This is a genomic window from Methanospirillum hungatei, assembly GCF_020216685.1.
Classification (GTDB): Archaea; Halobacteriota; Methanomicrobia; order Methanomicrobiales; family Methanospirillaceae; genus Methanospirillum; species Methanospirillum hungatei_B.
This window is the reverse complement of the sequence record NZ_JAIWNS010000059.1, coordinates 1-15,679: the sequence shown is the minus strand read 5'-3', so window position 1 is coordinate 15,679 and position 15,679 is coordinate 1. Positions and strand designations below refer to the sequence as shown.

Genomic DNA, 15,679 nt, shown 5'->3' with positions numbered 1-15,679 from the left:
GCAACTTCAGGTACAACCTGACTGATCGGAGTGACCGGAGCCTGCTGAACACATCCGGCCAGGAGTACCCCTGCAAACAGAACAAGAATCATGATGGAATATCGTACCATACACTGATCTTGATGTCATATACCAATATGGTATCTAAATATTCGTTTTCACCAAAACCCGTGAGGAGGAGAGTGTCATAGGATCCATGTGGGTGACACCCATCCATCCCCTGACAAGAGAAGATCTCGGGACATTAAAGGATATTTTCAATGAAAGAGTGAGACCAAAAATCGAACTAACAGACCTGAAACCAGAATATGACTACATAATGGCCTTCATGTGGCACGCACTTCTGCCTATTCAGGTTAAAGCAGCCATTGTCATGATCCACCTGCGAAAATATGAGATTCGGAATAGACCGGAAATACTCATTCAATTTTTATTAATGGGCCAAGTCACTCTGAAATTCGATTTAACCTGACGATATCATCTGTTTTATCATGACTCACCGATGCAGGGAGTTCAGGGTGATCTGATTTTCTTATGAGGTCAGAACAGGGAACAATTTCTCCCTGAAATTTATTGAATGATTTTTATTTCACGAATTCAAGAAGTAAACTTTAATTGTACAACCGATGACCCTTTGGATCAGAGGTACTCGTGACGGATCCCCCGGAGCGGTGCCTCGCGGGTAGGGGCCGGTTACATCCGCTATAGCCCATCCGCATGATATACAGAGCTGGATTCCGGAAAATATGATCCACCGGTGATTTCACCGGTATGCCATTACAACTGTTGCAACGGATCGGTACCACTGGTGCCATCCGGTCTGCACACATGGATCACCTACCAGACACATCAACCCCACCAGACAGCAGTAGGTAGAACCGGAAAACCCCCCGGCATTCTGTATACCATTTCATCGGGCATAATCATCATTCACATCCCCCCTGACAGCATCCCATCAGGGCACCCACCGGCCCCGCCCGATATTATTAACCATGTTTCTTTCGTTTTTTCACGAAACTATAACAAAGTCGCGTTTTGGCATCCGAAAAGATACGTTCTTACCTTCTCTCGTACCAGTATCAACAAGAGATATCAGGACGATGGGGATTATGGGGTTTTGGAACAGAAAAAAATCTGATGCTGATGCGCAGACTACCTGCTCAGAAAAAAAGCAGATTACAGAGAAACCTGAAAGAACAATCTCAAAACCTGACCCTACCTGCCCCCCGGTGAAAAAAGTAAAGATTCCTCTGAATAAAACGACCAGTGATGTTAAATTCGTTCAGAATTCCATCGTTTTTCCCTGTCCCATCTGTAGTGAATTAAATACCGTAGACCTCTATGAACTGGACCCCATCCTGGGAGGAGAGACGATGTGTATGCATTGCCAGGACGTCCTGCACGTACCCGGCGGGTATCAGACCCGTTCAGAGGTTCCAAAGTTAAAGGTTTATGCAGGGCTTCCCGTGGCAATACGTAAGTTCCCGCTTTTTTACTGGAACCATCCGGTCATTCATGAACTTGATGAGCAGGGCATTACCAGGATCATTATTCAGTACGGCCTTTGGGGATTCTGCCAGCGATGTCATCACCAGTTCAGCCCGGCAGTCCTTATGAATCTTCCTCATACATCAGGAGAGATCGTCGATTACCGGTCACTCAGTTCGGAAGAGATGATGGAGATGAAATCGCTCAGGACCGGAAGTTGTCCGTACTGTTCACACCGGATATTGCTGGTCATCATCTCTGAAGTCCCTCATTATGTCATTTCGGCAAGTGAGAACCTCTCCCACCGGTGGGAAGAGGATTAATTTCCTGATGACAGCCAGTCGTGAATTAATCCATATGCGATACTGTCATGCCCCGGAAGGTGCGGCATCGTTGATCGTGTAAACCATCCGGCATCTTCTATCTCCTTCTCGTCAGACACAATCTCACCTCCGACATACCGGGCAGTAAACCCGATCATCAGTGAATCAGGAAAAGGCCAGGGCTGTGAACCAAAATACCTGATATCAGTAACCTCTATCCCGACCTCTTCCCTGACCTCCCGGTGCACTGCTGCTTCAAGCGATTCTCCAGGTTCAACAAACCCTGCCTGAACACTATACATCCCGGGAGGAAAATGAGGAGACCGGGAGAGAAGTATGTTGTCTCCATTGGTAATACGGACGATGACGGCAGGTGAGAGGCGGGGAAACACCGTCTTCCCACACGAAGAGCAGACTTTTGCTATCTCATCATGTTTCATGGATGTCCTGCTGCCGCAAAACCCGCAAAACCGGGTGAGGAGATCAAAGCGGATCAACTGTACCCCACGACAAAAAAGACCGGGCAGATTACCCAAGGTATGCCCTGCAATCTCGCGGAGGGTATGGGCGGTATAACCTTCGGGAACTCTGTCTGCCCGTATACCAAGAGCTACCCAGGTTTGGTCATTATAATTCCCAAGAGGTATCCTGCTGTGAATCTTTCCCTTTAATTCATAGGGGATTTCTGAAAAGATGAATCCTTGCGGCCCCTGCAGAACCTGACCGTCAGTCCTGATAAGAATACAAGAGCGTGAAGATAAAAAATCCCCGTGAAGGTCCATCAGGGGGATTACATATGATTGGTGAAACATGAAACCAGTATCTGATTGAACCTGATTTCATATGATATCCCCCTCCCGGATGAGTCCGGTCTTTAATGAGAAGAGACTGACAGGGTGACAAACCGCTCAATAATCCATTCATTCCGGACTTCCGGATGGAAGAGCACTCCATACCAGGGATGTGTGCTATGTTTTACCACCTGAACCGTGGAATCAGAAACAGCAAGAGGAATCCATACTGAGGAAAGGGTTGCAGTATACTGGTGGAGGGCATATCCTGAAAACTCCTCTTTTCCATTCATCAGAATATCTTTCCTCCCCATTTCTGTAAGATAAATAGGAGTCATTCCGATCTCGGTACAAGGCACTATCTCTCCCCCGGTCTCTGAGAGGAGCATCTGCATCCCGGCGCAGATACCTAATACTGGGCAGGTCCATCCGTTCAGGAGTGGCATCAGGTGGTGTTTCCTGTACCAGGTATCAGCAAGAGCGGTCCCACATATGATAATCCCGGTGCAGGAAGGGTGGATCGTTGCCGATTCAATCCTGGCACTATGAGTCTCATGACCGAACCGGTGCACAATGCGGGAGATCGGAGATACAAATTCATCAATAAGAACCGGGAGATCCGGGTTTGTACTATCGAGAATGAGTATCATGATCAGACCAGTTCTGCCCTCGTTATCACGTACCCTCCGGCCCCATGGAGAAACCAGGTTTTTGCATCCATGATGGTGATCTTCTTTGTAAAAAACGGGGCATTGCAGACAAAACTCTCATACTCCCCTCCCTCCCCGGCAAGTGAGACATGATACTTTTTGGTTATCTTCTTCATTCGCTCAAGAAAAGAGAGATCAAGAGGTATTCCAAGCCAGCTTTCATCAAGGGGTTCAGCAAACACCCCGGCAATAATCACTTCAAATCCGTCTGCAATGAGAGAGGAGAGATACTGCTCCTGATCACACAGCCAGAGAGGGGAGAAGCACCAGAGGCTCTCCAGGTGGCAGATCCGTTCGATCCGGGATGCCTGGTATACTGACTGGATTGCCCCAGTCACTATGCCCTCAAGACCATACGCACAGGCTCCCCGCTGAATCGCTGCTGTGAGATCGTCGAGTTCCTTCTCTTCAAGGCCGTCGGTCTCCTGAACAATGAGCGGAATGCCAGCAGCCTCTGCCTGAAGCCTGGTAAGCCCGATATTGGGAGTATGGAACATGTAACTCTCGGGATTGCGTGATTGTATCGTGATAAAACACGCGATCTCATGTCCGGTCTGAATCATTCGCCATGCAGCATACAGGGAATCCTTCCCTCCGGAGAGCAGGGCACCGATTCTCATGCCACCCGCTGCATGAGGTAAAAGACGTACCCGTACATACCCCGATATTCCTCAAATATCCGTATTTCATCTTCTATTATTGCCAAAACCGCTTCCTGTAGTGGTGAACGGGACCCGTCCATGCGAATACGGGCAATCCTTTCTTTTTGCGGAGCGTAAAAGGCATCCCATGCTGATTCAGGGAGAAGAAAAGAGCCTATCCAGCGGTACCCTACCTTTTCGATGCATTTCTGATTATCCAAAACCGTCTGCATGGACGGGTACTCCCGGTCCCAGAACTCCCTGACAGGAGCCGGGGGATTGTGAGTCAACCAGGTCATCTCAGAGACAACCAGAAATCCCCCCTTTTTCAGATGATTTTTCCAAAGAGAGAGGCCGTTTTCAAATCCTATGTTATATACCGCTCCTTCACTCCAGATCAAGTCAACAAGAGCCGGTGGCGAGTATGATTCCATTCCGGTACAGACGGGAGTAATGAGGGGTTCAGGATTGATCTTCTTCATCCTCTGGATGAGACGGTCCAGAAATATCTGGTGCAGATCAACTGCAGTTATCTGACATCCGGCCCTGGCAAGTTCCAGCGTCTGAGCCCCGCTTCCACATCCCATATCAATGGTCACCGGTCGGGCAGGAAGATCGGTAAGAAGACCGAAGGTATGCCGGGTGATCCGGTCATCGCCCGGGCCCTGACGGGGAAGATCCGCATATACCTCTAAGAAAAACCTGAAGGCCTCTTCGTTCTCCATCAGGTCTGAAAAATTTTCCATTATTTCCGCCGAAATCCGATGATCCTATTGTCCGAACAGACTGGTGATTGCCGCCCACATATTCGCAAAACCGTCCCCAAGGATCACATTTGGATCAATACCCAGAATGGGGAAGATGAATATGAAATATGCGAAGGTTCCGATGCTCGACCCGACATTTGCAAGTGCTGCAACAAGGACTACCTTAAAGAGCGGAATGTTTCGCATCTCCATGATTGATTCGGCTTCCATGATCTTTTTGATATCAGAACCCCGTGGTTTTCTGATCTTTGCTTCTGCAATCGCTGAAAACCATCCAGCTGCGATAAGAGGATGAAGGGATGACAAGGGGCTTACCACAAACCCCACCAGACCGGATATCGGGTGACCCCCTGCAAGCAGAGTGAATACGAAGGTCAGAACACCATGAATCAGGACCCAGTATACAAGGGCCTGGAGAAGCACCTCTGTTCCGACGCCTGAAAAGATTATCGCCAGAAGCAGGAGGCCAAATATGGCAGTCACAACTATACCAAATATAAGGCCCCACGGGCGGGATTTCATCTGTGACACAAGACTGTCGATGGGAGGAAGAGTTTCCGGGTTTTGCAGGTACTGCTCAATCCCCTTCCGGTGTCCTGCACCGACAACGGCTAAAACCCGCTCATTTGTTGATCCCAGCCTGATAAGATGGTGAGACATGTATGCATCCCGCTCACCAATCAGGGCCATGGCACCACGGGGAGAATATTTGTAAAACTCCGCCATGGCAGCCTCTACCACATTCTCCTTCTTCAGTTCCTCAATGTCGATGAGATCCCCGGTCTTATCTGCAACGGCTATTGATCCGATAAGAGCATAAAACATCTTGAATTTTTCAAATAAGGACATTGAGGCCCAGAACCGGTGCAGTGTCACCCGGATATCCCGATCGATGAGGGCAAGTTTTACCTGTCTCTCTTCTGCAGCGTTTATCGCAGCCTTCATCTCGGCCCCAGGCTCAACCCCGACATCCATACCGATTCTGCGCTGGATGTAGGCTAATATCCACTGAACCAGGAGCTGGGTGAAGTTTTTAGCCTGAAGAATGTCTTCTATCTCCGGGTTTTTCTGCTGCTGTTTCAGGGCCAGATATCGTCCCTGATCAAGTTCAATGGCAACGACATCCGGCTGCCATTCATCAATCGCCTGCTGTACTTCATCGACACTGTGTTGCGAGACATGTGCCGTCCCGATTATATGGATTTCACCCATGATAGTCCTGTATTCCTTCTGCATCAATCACAACCGGCCTTCCTGCCGGAATAGTTTCTGACTGTATTATCATTCGGATTTTCTCATCCTGTTCCTGTTCGTATGCATATCGTCTGCAGAGATCAAAGGCGATATCCACCGCATCGGGTGTTTCAAATTCCTGATCTGTCCCTTCACACGGATGAACGGAAAGCCCGTTCTCATCAAGCATAAACGGATAAGTGCGGCATATCCAGGGTCGGGTTTCATATATCTGACAGGTTGATCCGTCAAGAAACCTGCACCGGTCCCCAATCCGGCGAAGTACCCATCCAAAGGTATAGTCGCGATCCCTTTCACGAATCCGGTCAGGGTATGGCTCTGCAATCTCTTCAAATGAAAGACTGGTTCCTTTCATGATCCGGGTGATCTCTTCCTGCCCGACCATGACCAGATTTGAACCTGGTTCAGTCTCCCGGCAACAGGAACCACACCGCCGGCAGGAAAACCCCGACCCACGGATCTGTGCAACCAGTGAAGGTGAAGAGGTCATCCTTCGTTCTGACCTGTGCATATGGAAAAGAAATTCTCAAAGACCCGGTATCCTTCAAAGGTATGACTTACCTCCGGATGCCACTGGATACCAAATATTGGCAGCTGTTTATGTGCGATGGCTTCATTACCGCATATTGAAGATGTTGCAAGCCGGTCAAAATCACCAGGAAGGGTGACGACCTCATCTGCATGGGATGCCCATACCTGCATCGTCTCCGGGTATCCCTGCAGAATTCCATCATGGTCGGTGATGGTAACTTCAACAGCTCCATATCCACCCTTTTGTCCGGACTGCACCGTCCCGCCAAACTCCTGCGCTATCACATGCAGACCAAGACAGATGCCAAGCACCGGTTTTCCGAGACGAACATATTCATGGGACAATCCGGCGCGGGAGATATCAGGCCCTCCGCCAAGGATAATTCCCTGGCAACCTTCACAAACCTCGCTGACAGGGGTGGTATTTGGTATCAGTTTTGCATCAATATCAAGATCCCGAAGGGCTCTCAGGATTAGATGATTAAACTGACCATGATTATTGACCACATATAAAGGGAGCATCTGCCCTATCTATTAGACCCTTCAGTAGATATGCATTCAGGGACTGTAGCCTGAAACAAAGGAGATGATCGAGCGGACAATCTCCTCCGGACTATAGCCGAGCAGGGCTGCAAGCATCATTGCTCCGCCACATCCCATACCTTCCTTTACTTCTCCGATGCAATACCGGACAAGACCGGAGTGTCCAATCTCACCAAAACCGGGATCAACATAGGTAATCGGAACTCCGATATCCTGTGCTGTTTTATCGCAACTTGCTGCACGATCATCCCTGACATATACCGTCGTGACAACCTCAGGGAGAGGTTTTCCAAGAGCCTTAATGACAGCCGCTACGGCCAGCATCTGTGTCCCGCCTGCAAGAATCAAAGTTCCGGGAAAACCATCCGCAAGTCCTGCTGCAACAGCCATCATCGGATCACCCGTTTCCCGGACGATATCTATGGGATCAGTCATTGATCTGCCAACACGCCGGGTTACCGCAGCATATATCTCCTCTTTCATCGAGTCAGGACTGGTAACTGACGCGCTGCTCACCTTTGCATCATACCCAAGGCTTCGAAGAACGCACAGAGCGGTCGTGGTCCCACCAGGGACACATTCACCAACAACAAGCAGATCATGGGCTGACAGAAGTTTCCCGATACGAACCCCCTCATTATACAGCCGTTCTGCATCAGGGACTGCCGGACCGTCACGGGGATCACCGCCTGCCTGCCCAAGAAGATCCAAAACCGGCACGGTAGGGCGGTGAACAAGGCCGGCATTTACAAACAGGGGGGAAACCCCGATGCGGTCAAGAACAGCCCTGGTTATTGAAGCAGGGGTCGGACATCCGGTTGGTGTGTTCGGAGTCGCATCTGTACTTGTTATGATCCCCTGCCAGATGAGTTCGGCATCAAGAACCGGTACAAGAAGAGAGCCCATCGGATTCGGACCTGCCCCAGATAATCCGGGGAGGGTTGAAAGCATCGTATTTGCCAGTATGCCAATGAACAAGGGCCTTTTTGGTGTTATCGAATGTGGACGGGAGAGAAAAACCATCCACATCCGTTACTCTGAATCCACCATCAAACTCTCGCTCCCTCCCATACGCCCTTATCAGAAGGGATCCAAACGATCTGAGTAGTCATGTTTGAGGCTATCCGTGCACTGCTCCAGTTCACCACCGTCCTTCCCCTTGGAAAAACCGCCCCCTTCGAAGCATTCGCATGTAATACCTGGCTCTACCCCCTGGCCGGATATATCACGGGCGGAATAGGAGCGCTCATAATCCTCCTGCTCCCGGCTCCATCACTTGTTCTGGCAGTAATGGCAATCGGATTGGTGCTGCTGATATCAGGTGCCAATCATCTGGACGGGCTTTTGGACTTTGGAGACGGACTCATGGCACATGGATCCCAGGAGAAGAGGATTCGGGCACTGACAGATCGGCAGACCGGAACCGGAGCCCTGGCTCTTGGGATGATGGTAACTTTCCTGGCCATCGCCTCGCTCAGTTCATTCCCGGATGTTCTGACTGCTGCATCAGCACTCATCTTCGCAGAAACGGGGGGGAAATGGAGTATGGCGATGCTGACAATATTCGGAAGACCATTCCATGAGGGACTTCATGCAACCCTTCATGAGAGAGCAAAAATCTGGTTTGTCATCCCGGCAACGCTGCTTCTGATTCCTGCTTTTCTGCTCCCCCTCTCCTGGGAGGCAAAGGGAGCTGCCGGGATTGGACTGATCCTGCTCCCCTTTTGTATGAGATATCTTGCCGACCGGTTATTTGGGGGAGTCAACGGAGATGTGACCGGTGCCACCGGAGAGATAAGCCGCTGCGCTCTTCTGACACTACTTGTCATCACCCTTTTCTAAGACCCCTCCGATACCCCCAAAAATCTCCTGTATGACTATCAGAGTCGTGATTTGAATCGGGGAGTATATCCTTGTCCCTTTTCATCATCACATGCCACGGCAGACCCGTCCCGTACCAGGCTATTGAACTGCATCGCAGCTTCCATCAGGATCTCAGGCGGAACTGAACCACCTTTTATCTGGGAATACGCGGTCTCGTAAGGAGAAGGCATAACCCGCGCCCCAACCTGAATCCCTTTACAATTCAGGCAATATGAGCACCTTGTGTGCACTGGCAGTTTTCCAGAGGCGCATTCGACATAAGCCCGGTCAGAACCTGGTTCCCTGATAATCGGAATAGACTTCATTCGTAATCTGATCATTCCCCTGAAAACCTATTAACCACTTCGTTTCCCACCTCATAACAGAATTTCAGGCGTTCATTCTCTATGAGATCCATAGTGAAAAATATTAAAAGGACTTCTATCAAATATGTAATACTCGCATAACCGGGCTGTGCTTTGCAGTTCTGATATCGTGCGGAGGTATTGGAGGATTTGTATATATGGCAACTGAAAAGCCCCACATTAACCTCGCTGTTATTGGTCACATCGACCATGGTAAGTCAACTACCGTCGGCAGACTGATGTACGAAGCCGGAGCCGTTCCGGCACACATCATTGAACAGTACAAGAAGGAAGCAGAATCAAAGGGTAAGGGTTCATTCGCTTTTGCCTGGGTTATGGACAACCTGAAGGAAGAGCGTGAGCGTGGTATCACTATTGATATTGCACACAAGCGTTTCGACACCGACAAGTACTACTTCACTGTCGTGGACTGTCCAGGACACAGAGACTTTGTCAAAAACATGATCACCGGTGCCTCACAGGCAGACGCGGCAGTCATCGTCGTTGCAGCACCTGATGGTGTCATGGAACAGACCAAGGAGCACGTCTTCCTGTCCAAGACCCTCGGTATCAAGCAGCTTATCGTTGCAGTCAACAAGATGGATGCATCCAACTATGACGAAGCACGCTTCAACCAGGTCAAGTCTGATGTCGGTGCCCTCCTGAAAATGGTCGGAACCAACCCTGACACCGTCAAGTTCATCCCAATCAGTGCATTCGAAGGTGACAACATCACCAAGAACTCTGACAAGATGCCCTGGTACAAGGGGAAGACACTCTTCGGACTCCTCGATGAGCTCGAAGTTCCGGACAAGCCAACCGAAAAGCCGCTCCGTGTCCCGATTCAGGATGCATACTCCATCTCAGGTATCGGAACTGTTCCGGTCGGCCGTGTTGAAACCGGTATCCTCAAGAAAGGTATGAACGTTACCTTCATGCCTGCAAACAAGTCTGGAGAAGTCAAGTCCATTGAGATGCACCACGAAGAAATCCCACAGGCAGTACCTGGTGACAACATCGGGTTCAACGTCCGTGGTATCGGTAAGGACGATGTCCGCCGTGGTGACGTCTGTGGGGCATCTGACAACCCGCCGGCAGTCGCAGAGGAATTCACCGCACAGATCGTCGTGCTCCAGCACCCAAGTGCAATCACCGTCGGATATACTCCGGTATTCCACTGTCACACTGCACAGACCGCCTGTACATTCACTGAACTCGTCAAGAAGCTTGACCCACGTACTGGTCAGACCCTTGAAGAGAACCCGACCTTCCTGAAGGCCGGAGATGCAGCAATCATCAAGTGCCACCCGACCAAGCCGCTCTGTCTTGAAAACGCCAAGGAATTCCCGCAGCTTGGACGGTTTGCAATCCGTGATATGGGTCAGACCATTGCTGCCGGAATGTGTATCGACGTAGTCAAGAAGCAGATGCGCTGATAGAATTCGGTGTTATCATGCAGAAGGCCAGAATCCGACTCACCGGAACCGACTATCAGAAAGTAGAAGAAGTGTGCGAAAAGATTAAAGAGATCGCTGAGCGGACCGGTGTCAATCTGGCCGGTCCTATTCCCCTTCCTACCAGAAAGCTTGTAGTACCCATCAGAAAAAGTCCGGATGGGGAAGGGACAGCTACCTGGGACCGCTGGCAGATGCGGGTTCATAAGCGTCTCATTGATCTTGATGCTGATGAGCGTGCTCTTCGTCAGCTCATGCGTACCCAGGTACCAAAGGACATCGGTATTGAGATTGTCCTTGAAAGCTGAGACAAATATGGGTGGCTTTTCATAATAAGCCGCAATAATCCCAATATCGTCCACAGTACCTCTTCAGGAGGATACCTTTCTTTTCCTATTTATTGGACGAACAGGGAACAGATGTAAATATCTACTGGACGCATTTTTTTCATACAAACATACCTGTTCTATGGAACTGTACGGTATACCTTCCGAGGCAGAATAACAATGAATATTCAGGTATTACGGGAACGATATGCACAATGTTCTGGTGCACAGATCTTCGGGATCATTTTTCTTGCAGGATTTCTCCTCCGGGTGATCCTGCCGAATCTTAAATTACTCCATCATGATGAGGCTATCCATGCCTGGTTTAGTTATGAACTCCTGACCAAAGGAGTGTATCAGTATGATCCCATGTATCATGGGCCGTTTCTCTATTACATCACTGCAGCGGTGTTCAAGATCTTCGGGGATTCTGATCTTCTTGTAAGACTGCTCCCGGCAGTGTTTGGTTCGGCCATTATTATTCTGATATACGGTATTTACAGAACCGGCTGGCTCTCGAAAAATCATGCGGTCTGGGCAGCTCTGTTCTTTGCTTTCTCGCCGAATATGGTGTATTTTTCACGATTCCTGCGTCATGATATCTTCCAGTTATTCTTCACCGTTCTGCTGCTCCTTGCAATCCTTGCGTATATCGAATATAAAAAACCGGGTTGGGCACTCCTGGCAGGTAGTGCTGCAGCATGTGGTATGTGTCTCAAAGAGGATATGCCGGTTGCCATCCTGGTATTTGGAGTCTTTTTCATCGCTCTCCTCTATTACCATCGCATAACCCTTCCGGATACCTGGAAACGGGATCTCATCGGTGCAGTTCTCATCGCAGCCGGTATCGGATTTGTCTTCTATACCTCATTCTTCACCCATCCTGAGATGTTCTTTGAGGCACCGTTTAAGGCCATTGAACACTGGACATCTATGCATGACCAGTGCAGGCTGTGTGGTCCGCCGTACTGGTACCTCATCATGCTCCTTCTCTATGAAATTCCCCTGCTTATCCTGGCTATATACAGCATCTGGCACTGGGGTTTCAAAGACAAAGGACTTTGTCAGGTGAGAAGAACCGATCCTGAAGAACAAGGGATTCCCGGTGAAAAAACATCACTCCTGATGATCCTGTTCATCATATGGACCAGTTGTACTCTGGTGTTTTATGGGTGGGTGGGAGAGAAAGTTCCCTGGCTTTTGATTCATCAGTTATTCCCGCTCATATTTCTTGCATCCTACCGGATAGAAGGGAAAAAAGTAATCGCAGGATGTATCACCCTTCTCTTCCTGCTCGGAATGACGATGCATGTCTGCTTTACTCCGGTAGATATGAACGAACCCATCGTACAGGTCCAGAACTCAGAGGATATGCGTGATGTCATGGCATTGATAGATACTGCAAAGACCGTGGTTGTCGCATCCGACTCCTACTGGCCGCTTCCCTGGTACTACCGGGGTGGCAGATGGGATAAGATCCTGTTTTATGGCAAAAAAGTCGATCCGATGGTATGGAGTGGGAAGGAACCGGATATTATCATCACCCATGATACCGACAGTTATGCTTCCCTGCCCGGATATGAGAAGAGAGTATATCACCTCAGCTACTGGTTTTCCTTGTATGATAACCAGCATCGGGCTCTGGAGTGGTACTTCCTTCGGGATGGAAAGATGGGAACGGTAAACCTTGACGTGTTTGTCAAGGGAAATAATACAGCACTAAATTAATCTACTTCTGACCTTTTTTTGTCGTTCAGCGTTCGCTTACCAGCACATATGTATGATGGCTATTCAGTGAAAATATCAACCTGGCACATATCATTTCATTGGACTTGCGTGAAATAAGCGATATTTCAGCCACACAACCTGATGTGAAAAGATATTTTTCATTCCCAAACTATTCAGGCAGGTTGCACTTTGTGCTCAGTCCAATGAAAGTTACGGTTCGGATACATCAGTTCAAATGAAAAGATAAAAAAAGATGATTAAAAGAGCTCATCATACTGATGAGCAGTTGACTTCTTCTTTGGCCGGTCACGGGAGCCGAAACTGCCACCGCCGCCCTTTCCGCCACCTTTGCCGCCACGGTTCTTCATGATTCGGAAAAGAACAAACCCAACAATTGCAACAATAATGATTCCAATAATATAGGGGATTATACCAGACAGGTCAGGGAATTGGAATCCCTTGGGAGCGGCCTCAAGTTCTGCATTCAAATCCTGGGTTGCCGTGAATACTTCATCTGCCTTCTGATATGCTTCTTCAGCTTTTTTCCTGGCTTCAGTATATTTACCGGCATCATAGAGCTCTTTTGCATCACTCACGTCTTCTGCAGCAAACTCACGCTTGGTAATAATCGGGGCAAGGCGTGGATCACTCCCAAGTTCTTTCTCGGTCTTAAAGTAGCTGATCCATTCATCGGTCTTGTCTATGGCTTCCTTTGCATCTTTGATAGCTTTCTGGGACAGACCCATGTCAAGCATCGCATAGGCATCCTTGATGTAGGTATTTGCATTCTTGATATAGATCTGGGCATTTGAATAACTTGCACCGGCTGCTGAATTCAATGAGTTTAATGCCTCCTTTGCCTTTGCTTCAGCCTTGGAAACATCTATCCCATCGGCCTTGTTCTGGGCAATATCCTTCTCAAGTTTTGAGTAGGCCTCTTTTACTGTTGAAATATCGCCCTTCAGTTCACCTGGATTCGTAACAAATGCCGTGACATTCTTTACGGTCTCCTTCACCCGGCCTCCGGGGGTTGCCACGTTCACCGAAACAACAACTATCTCTTTGGAACTATCGACCTTTGGTGCCATTCCTTTCAGATTGACTTTGACACTTTCATCGACGTTCTCATAGGAGAGTTCCCATCCGGAGAGATCAAGTTGTTTCTTACTGACCGCCGGTCTGGGATTTTCCACACCATCAAGGATGATGGAGTATGTCCAGACCGGATTTTCAAGTTCGGTTTTCAAGGATATACTCTCATCATTGGGAAAGGTCGTGCCCCCAGTCGAGACAAAACTCAGCTGAAGATCTGCAGAAACATTCGACTTACCGGATTCAAGATCTCCGGAAGGCTTCACATTCACATGACCGACTTCAACACTGGCCATTGCCGGAATAGCAATGAAACAAAAAATGATACTTAAAAAGATGATTAATGATCCAGTCTTCATAACTCCCTCACTCAAAGAGTGGTTCAATACTCTCATCCAGTTTCAGAACATTCTCTTCATCAATTCGTTCTGACGTGGCTTTCGTCTCCTTTGCAATCTCGAGCAGATTCGTGACCCGTGGAGCATCTGCAATGGATGCTAAAAGAACGACAGCTGCAACATACCTGCTCTGGGCCGGATAATCTCCGCCTCGCACCTCCACACCGGCGATGTTCTCCTCAACCCAGCTCTTGGCTTTTTCAATCCCTTTCCGGTCAAGGTCATCAGGCGGTCCGGCAACCAGAACAAGAGCACGACTGGTGGTGGTATATTCACAGGGCAACGTAAGCCGCCCAAGCATCGCCCGTCTGACCAGAGACAAAATCCGTGAGGTCTTATCCTCACCAAGCAGCTTATCCTCGGGACGTCGTTCTTCTATCTGTTTTCTTCCGATGATCCGATCAAAGAAACTCCGGTCCTTTTCAACCGGAGCAGAATTGATAACTTCGCTGATGGCATATCCGACAGAACTGATACCTCCACCCCGGAGGGTATTGATGATCTCGCTGGAATCGACGACCATCTCACCGATACCCAGCTGACCTATCTCACCTGCACGGAACAATAACCCAAACCTGCGGACAATCTCATCATTCAACCGGTCAAATGCACCCTTGATACTTTCGCCTTCATTTTTCCAGGCGCTGTTGTCAAAAAGAATAACATTATCTGCTTCTTTTACCAGAGTTGCAAGACTTCGTGCTGCATTATAGGAATATAACCGCCCTTCTTCCGGAGCGGGGAGAATCCCCAGAACATAGACCGGTTCTTTATAAATCTTTTTCAGATGCCGTGCAAGCACGGGCGATCCGCCTGAACCTGTCCCGCCACCAAGTCCTGATACGATGATGAATGCTTCAGTATCGCCAATACCTTTGCGGTCAATGGCATTCATGATGATATCAATCTCGTCAAAAGTAATCTGGGCACCGGTATCATTATCGGTCCCCACGCCATGACCTTTGACGCTCGTCTGACCGATCAGGACACGATCCTCAAAATTGAGGTGTTGTAGTCCCATCAGATCAGTTCTGGCTGTATTTACTGCAATAGCACGAAAACTGCTGCCATTGGTTCTATTGTCAAACTCAATGAACCGGTCAACAATTTTGCCACCAGCCTGACCAAATCCTATAAAAAACACTTTCATGGAGGTACACCAGTTGTATGAAATATGGGAATTCTGATTATTTGGTACATCTTTCCTTTATACATTCAAAAAGCTTCTTCAATGAGCAGGATGGGAATATCTAAGGGATTATAACAGAATATGCGGATCGCAATAATAGGAGGAGGCATATCCGGTCTTGTTTCTGGATACAGGCTTTCTAAAGACCATAAAATTACAATTTACGAAAAGTCAGCAGAGATAGGGGGGCTGCTCTCATCATACCACCGGAAGGCA

General features: G+C 48.7%; 17 protein-coding genes. 6 read left to right on the top strand and 11 right to left on the bottom strand.

The features are described from left to right. Positions 1 to 1,109: 1,109 nt before the first annotated feature. On the top strand, positions 1,110 to 1,811 hold the full coding sequence (locus LDL35_RS03340) for a hypothetical protein (RefSeq protein WP_304019476.1): 702 nt from the start codon (positions 1,110 to 1,112) through the stop codon (positions 1,809 to 1,811). Here the strand turns inward: LDL35_RS03340 and nudC are convergent. The 8 genes from nudC to cobT all read right to left on the bottom strand — a co-directional run bounded on the left by nudC (position 1,808) and on the right by cobT (position 8,077). Continuing rightward, positions 1,808 to 2,623 (bottom strand): NAD(+) diphosphatase, encoded by an 816-nt coding sequence (gene nudC / locus LDL35_RS03335; RefSeq protein ID WP_304019474.1) that lies wholly within the window; start codon positions 2,621 to 2,623, stop codon positions 1,808 to 1,810. The genes LDL35_RS03340 and nudC overlap by 4 nt on opposite strands. 62 nt (positions 2,624 to 2,685) lie before the next feature. Beyond that, the gene (locus LDL35_RS03330) at positions 2,686 to 3,252 is read right to left on the bottom strand and encodes a hypothetical protein (protein ID WP_304019472.1); all 567 of its coding nucleotides are present in this window, start codon (positions 3,250 to 3,252) and stop codon (positions 2,686 to 2,688) included. A 2-nt stretch (positions 3,253 to 3,254) separates the two neighbouring features. Beyond that, the gene (locus tag LDL35_RS03325) at positions 3,255 to 3,932 is read right to left on the bottom strand and encodes a diphthine--ammonia ligase (RefSeq protein WP_304019471.1); all 678 of its coding nucleotides are present in this window, start codon (positions 3,930 to 3,932) and stop codon (positions 3,255 to 3,257) included. Beyond that, positions 3,929 to 4,699, bottom strand: coding sequence for a class I SAM-dependent methyltransferase (locus LDL35_RS03320; protein ID WP_304019469.1), 771 nt, complete (start codon positions 4,697 to 4,699; stop codon positions 3,929 to 3,931). The genes LDL35_RS03325 and LDL35_RS03320 overlap by 4 nt, the downstream gene beginning before the upstream one ends. Positions 4,700 to 4,723: 24 nt before the next feature. Continuing rightward, entirely contained in the window at positions 4,724 to 5,932 is a 1,209-nt protein-coding gene (locus LDL35_RS03315) for a TraB/GumN family protein (RefSeq protein WP_304019468.1), read from the bottom strand. Further along, complete coding sequence (locus LDL35_RS03310; RefSeq protein ID WP_304019466.1) at positions 5,925 to 6,464, bottom strand: YkgJ family cysteine cluster protein; 540 nt, start codon at positions 6,462 to 6,464, stop codon at positions 5,925 to 5,927. The genes LDL35_RS03315 and LDL35_RS03310 overlap by 8 nt, the downstream gene beginning before the upstream one ends. Then, on the bottom strand, positions 6,461 to 7,027 hold the full coding sequence (locus LDL35_RS03305; protein WP_304019465.1) for a GMP synthase subunit A: 567 nt from the start codon (positions 7,025 to 7,027) through the stop codon (positions 6,461 to 6,463). Before LDL35_RS03305 ends, LDL35_RS03310 begins: the two co-directional genes overlap by 4 nt. 36 nt (positions 7,028 to 7,063) lie before the next feature. Then, positions 7,064 to 8,077 (bottom strand): nicotinate mononucleotide-dependent phosphoribosyltransferase CobT, encoded by a 1,014-nt coding sequence (gene cobT / locus LDL35_RS03300; protein ID WP_304019463.1) that lies wholly within the window; start codon positions 8,075 to 8,077, stop codon positions 7,064 to 7,066. Between the two features lie 81 nt (positions 8,078 to 8,158). On the opposite strand from cobT, the gene cobS reads away from it, so the two are divergent. Continuing rightward, positions 8,159 to 8,890, top strand: a complete 732-nt coding sequence (cobS, locus tag LDL35_RS03295) for an adenosylcobinamide-GDP ribazoletransferase (protein ID WP_304019461.1) — start codon at positions 8,159 to 8,161, stop codon at positions 8,888 to 8,890. A 38-nt stretch (positions 8,891 to 8,928) separates the two neighbouring features. Here the strand turns inward: cobS and LDL35_RS03290 are convergent, their stop codons facing one another. Further along, positions 8,929 to 9,237, bottom strand: a complete 309-nt coding sequence (locus LDL35_RS03290; RefSeq protein ID WP_304019460.1) for a hypothetical protein — start codon at positions 9,235 to 9,237, stop codon at positions 8,929 to 8,931. A gap of 197 nt (positions 9,238 to 9,434) precedes the next feature. Between LDL35_RS03290 and tuf the strand changes: the two genes are divergently transcribed. The 3 genes from tuf to LDL35_RS03275 all read left to right on the top strand — a co-directional run bounded on the left by tuf (position 9,435) and on the right by LDL35_RS03275 (position 12,784). Then, complete coding sequence (gene tuf / locus LDL35_RS03285; protein WP_304019458.1) at positions 9,435 to 10,712, top strand: translation elongation factor EF-1 subunit alpha; 1,278 nt, start codon at positions 9,435 to 9,437, stop codon at positions 10,710 to 10,712. A gap of 17 nt (positions 10,713 to 10,729) precedes the next feature. After that, a complete protein-coding gene (gene rpsJ, locus LDL35_RS03280) occupies positions 10,730 to 11,038 on the top strand; it encodes a 30S ribosomal protein S10 (RefSeq protein WP_011448589.1) in 309 nt (102 codons plus the stop codon). A 198-nt stretch (positions 11,039 to 11,236) separates the two neighbouring features. After that, a complete protein-coding gene (locus tag LDL35_RS03275; protein ID WP_304019455.1) occupies positions 11,237 to 12,784 on the top strand; it encodes a flippase activity-associated protein Agl23 in 1,548 nt (515 codons plus the stop codon). A gap of 257 nt (positions 12,785 to 13,041) precedes the next feature. On the opposite strand, the gene LDL35_RS03270 is transcribed toward LDL35_RS03275, so the two are convergent. Beyond that, positions 13,042 to 14,235, bottom strand: coding sequence for a hypothetical protein (locus LDL35_RS03270; RefSeq protein WP_304019453.1), 1,194 nt, complete (start codon positions 14,233 to 14,235; stop codon positions 13,042 to 13,044). A 7-nt stretch (positions 14,236 to 14,242) separates the two neighbouring features. After that, positions 14,243 to 15,424, bottom strand: a complete 1,182-nt coding sequence (locus LDL35_RS03265; RefSeq protein ID WP_011448592.1) for a tubulin/FtsZ family protein — start codon at positions 15,422 to 15,424, stop codon at positions 14,243 to 14,245. A 120-nt stretch (positions 15,425 to 15,544) separates the two neighbouring features. On the opposite strand from LDL35_RS03265, the gene LDL35_RS03260 reads away from it, so the two are divergent. Further along, the coding region (locus LDL35_RS03260; protein ID WP_304019478.1) for an FAD-dependent oxidoreductase at positions 15,545 to 15,679 on the top strand (135 nt) is incomplete at its 3' end.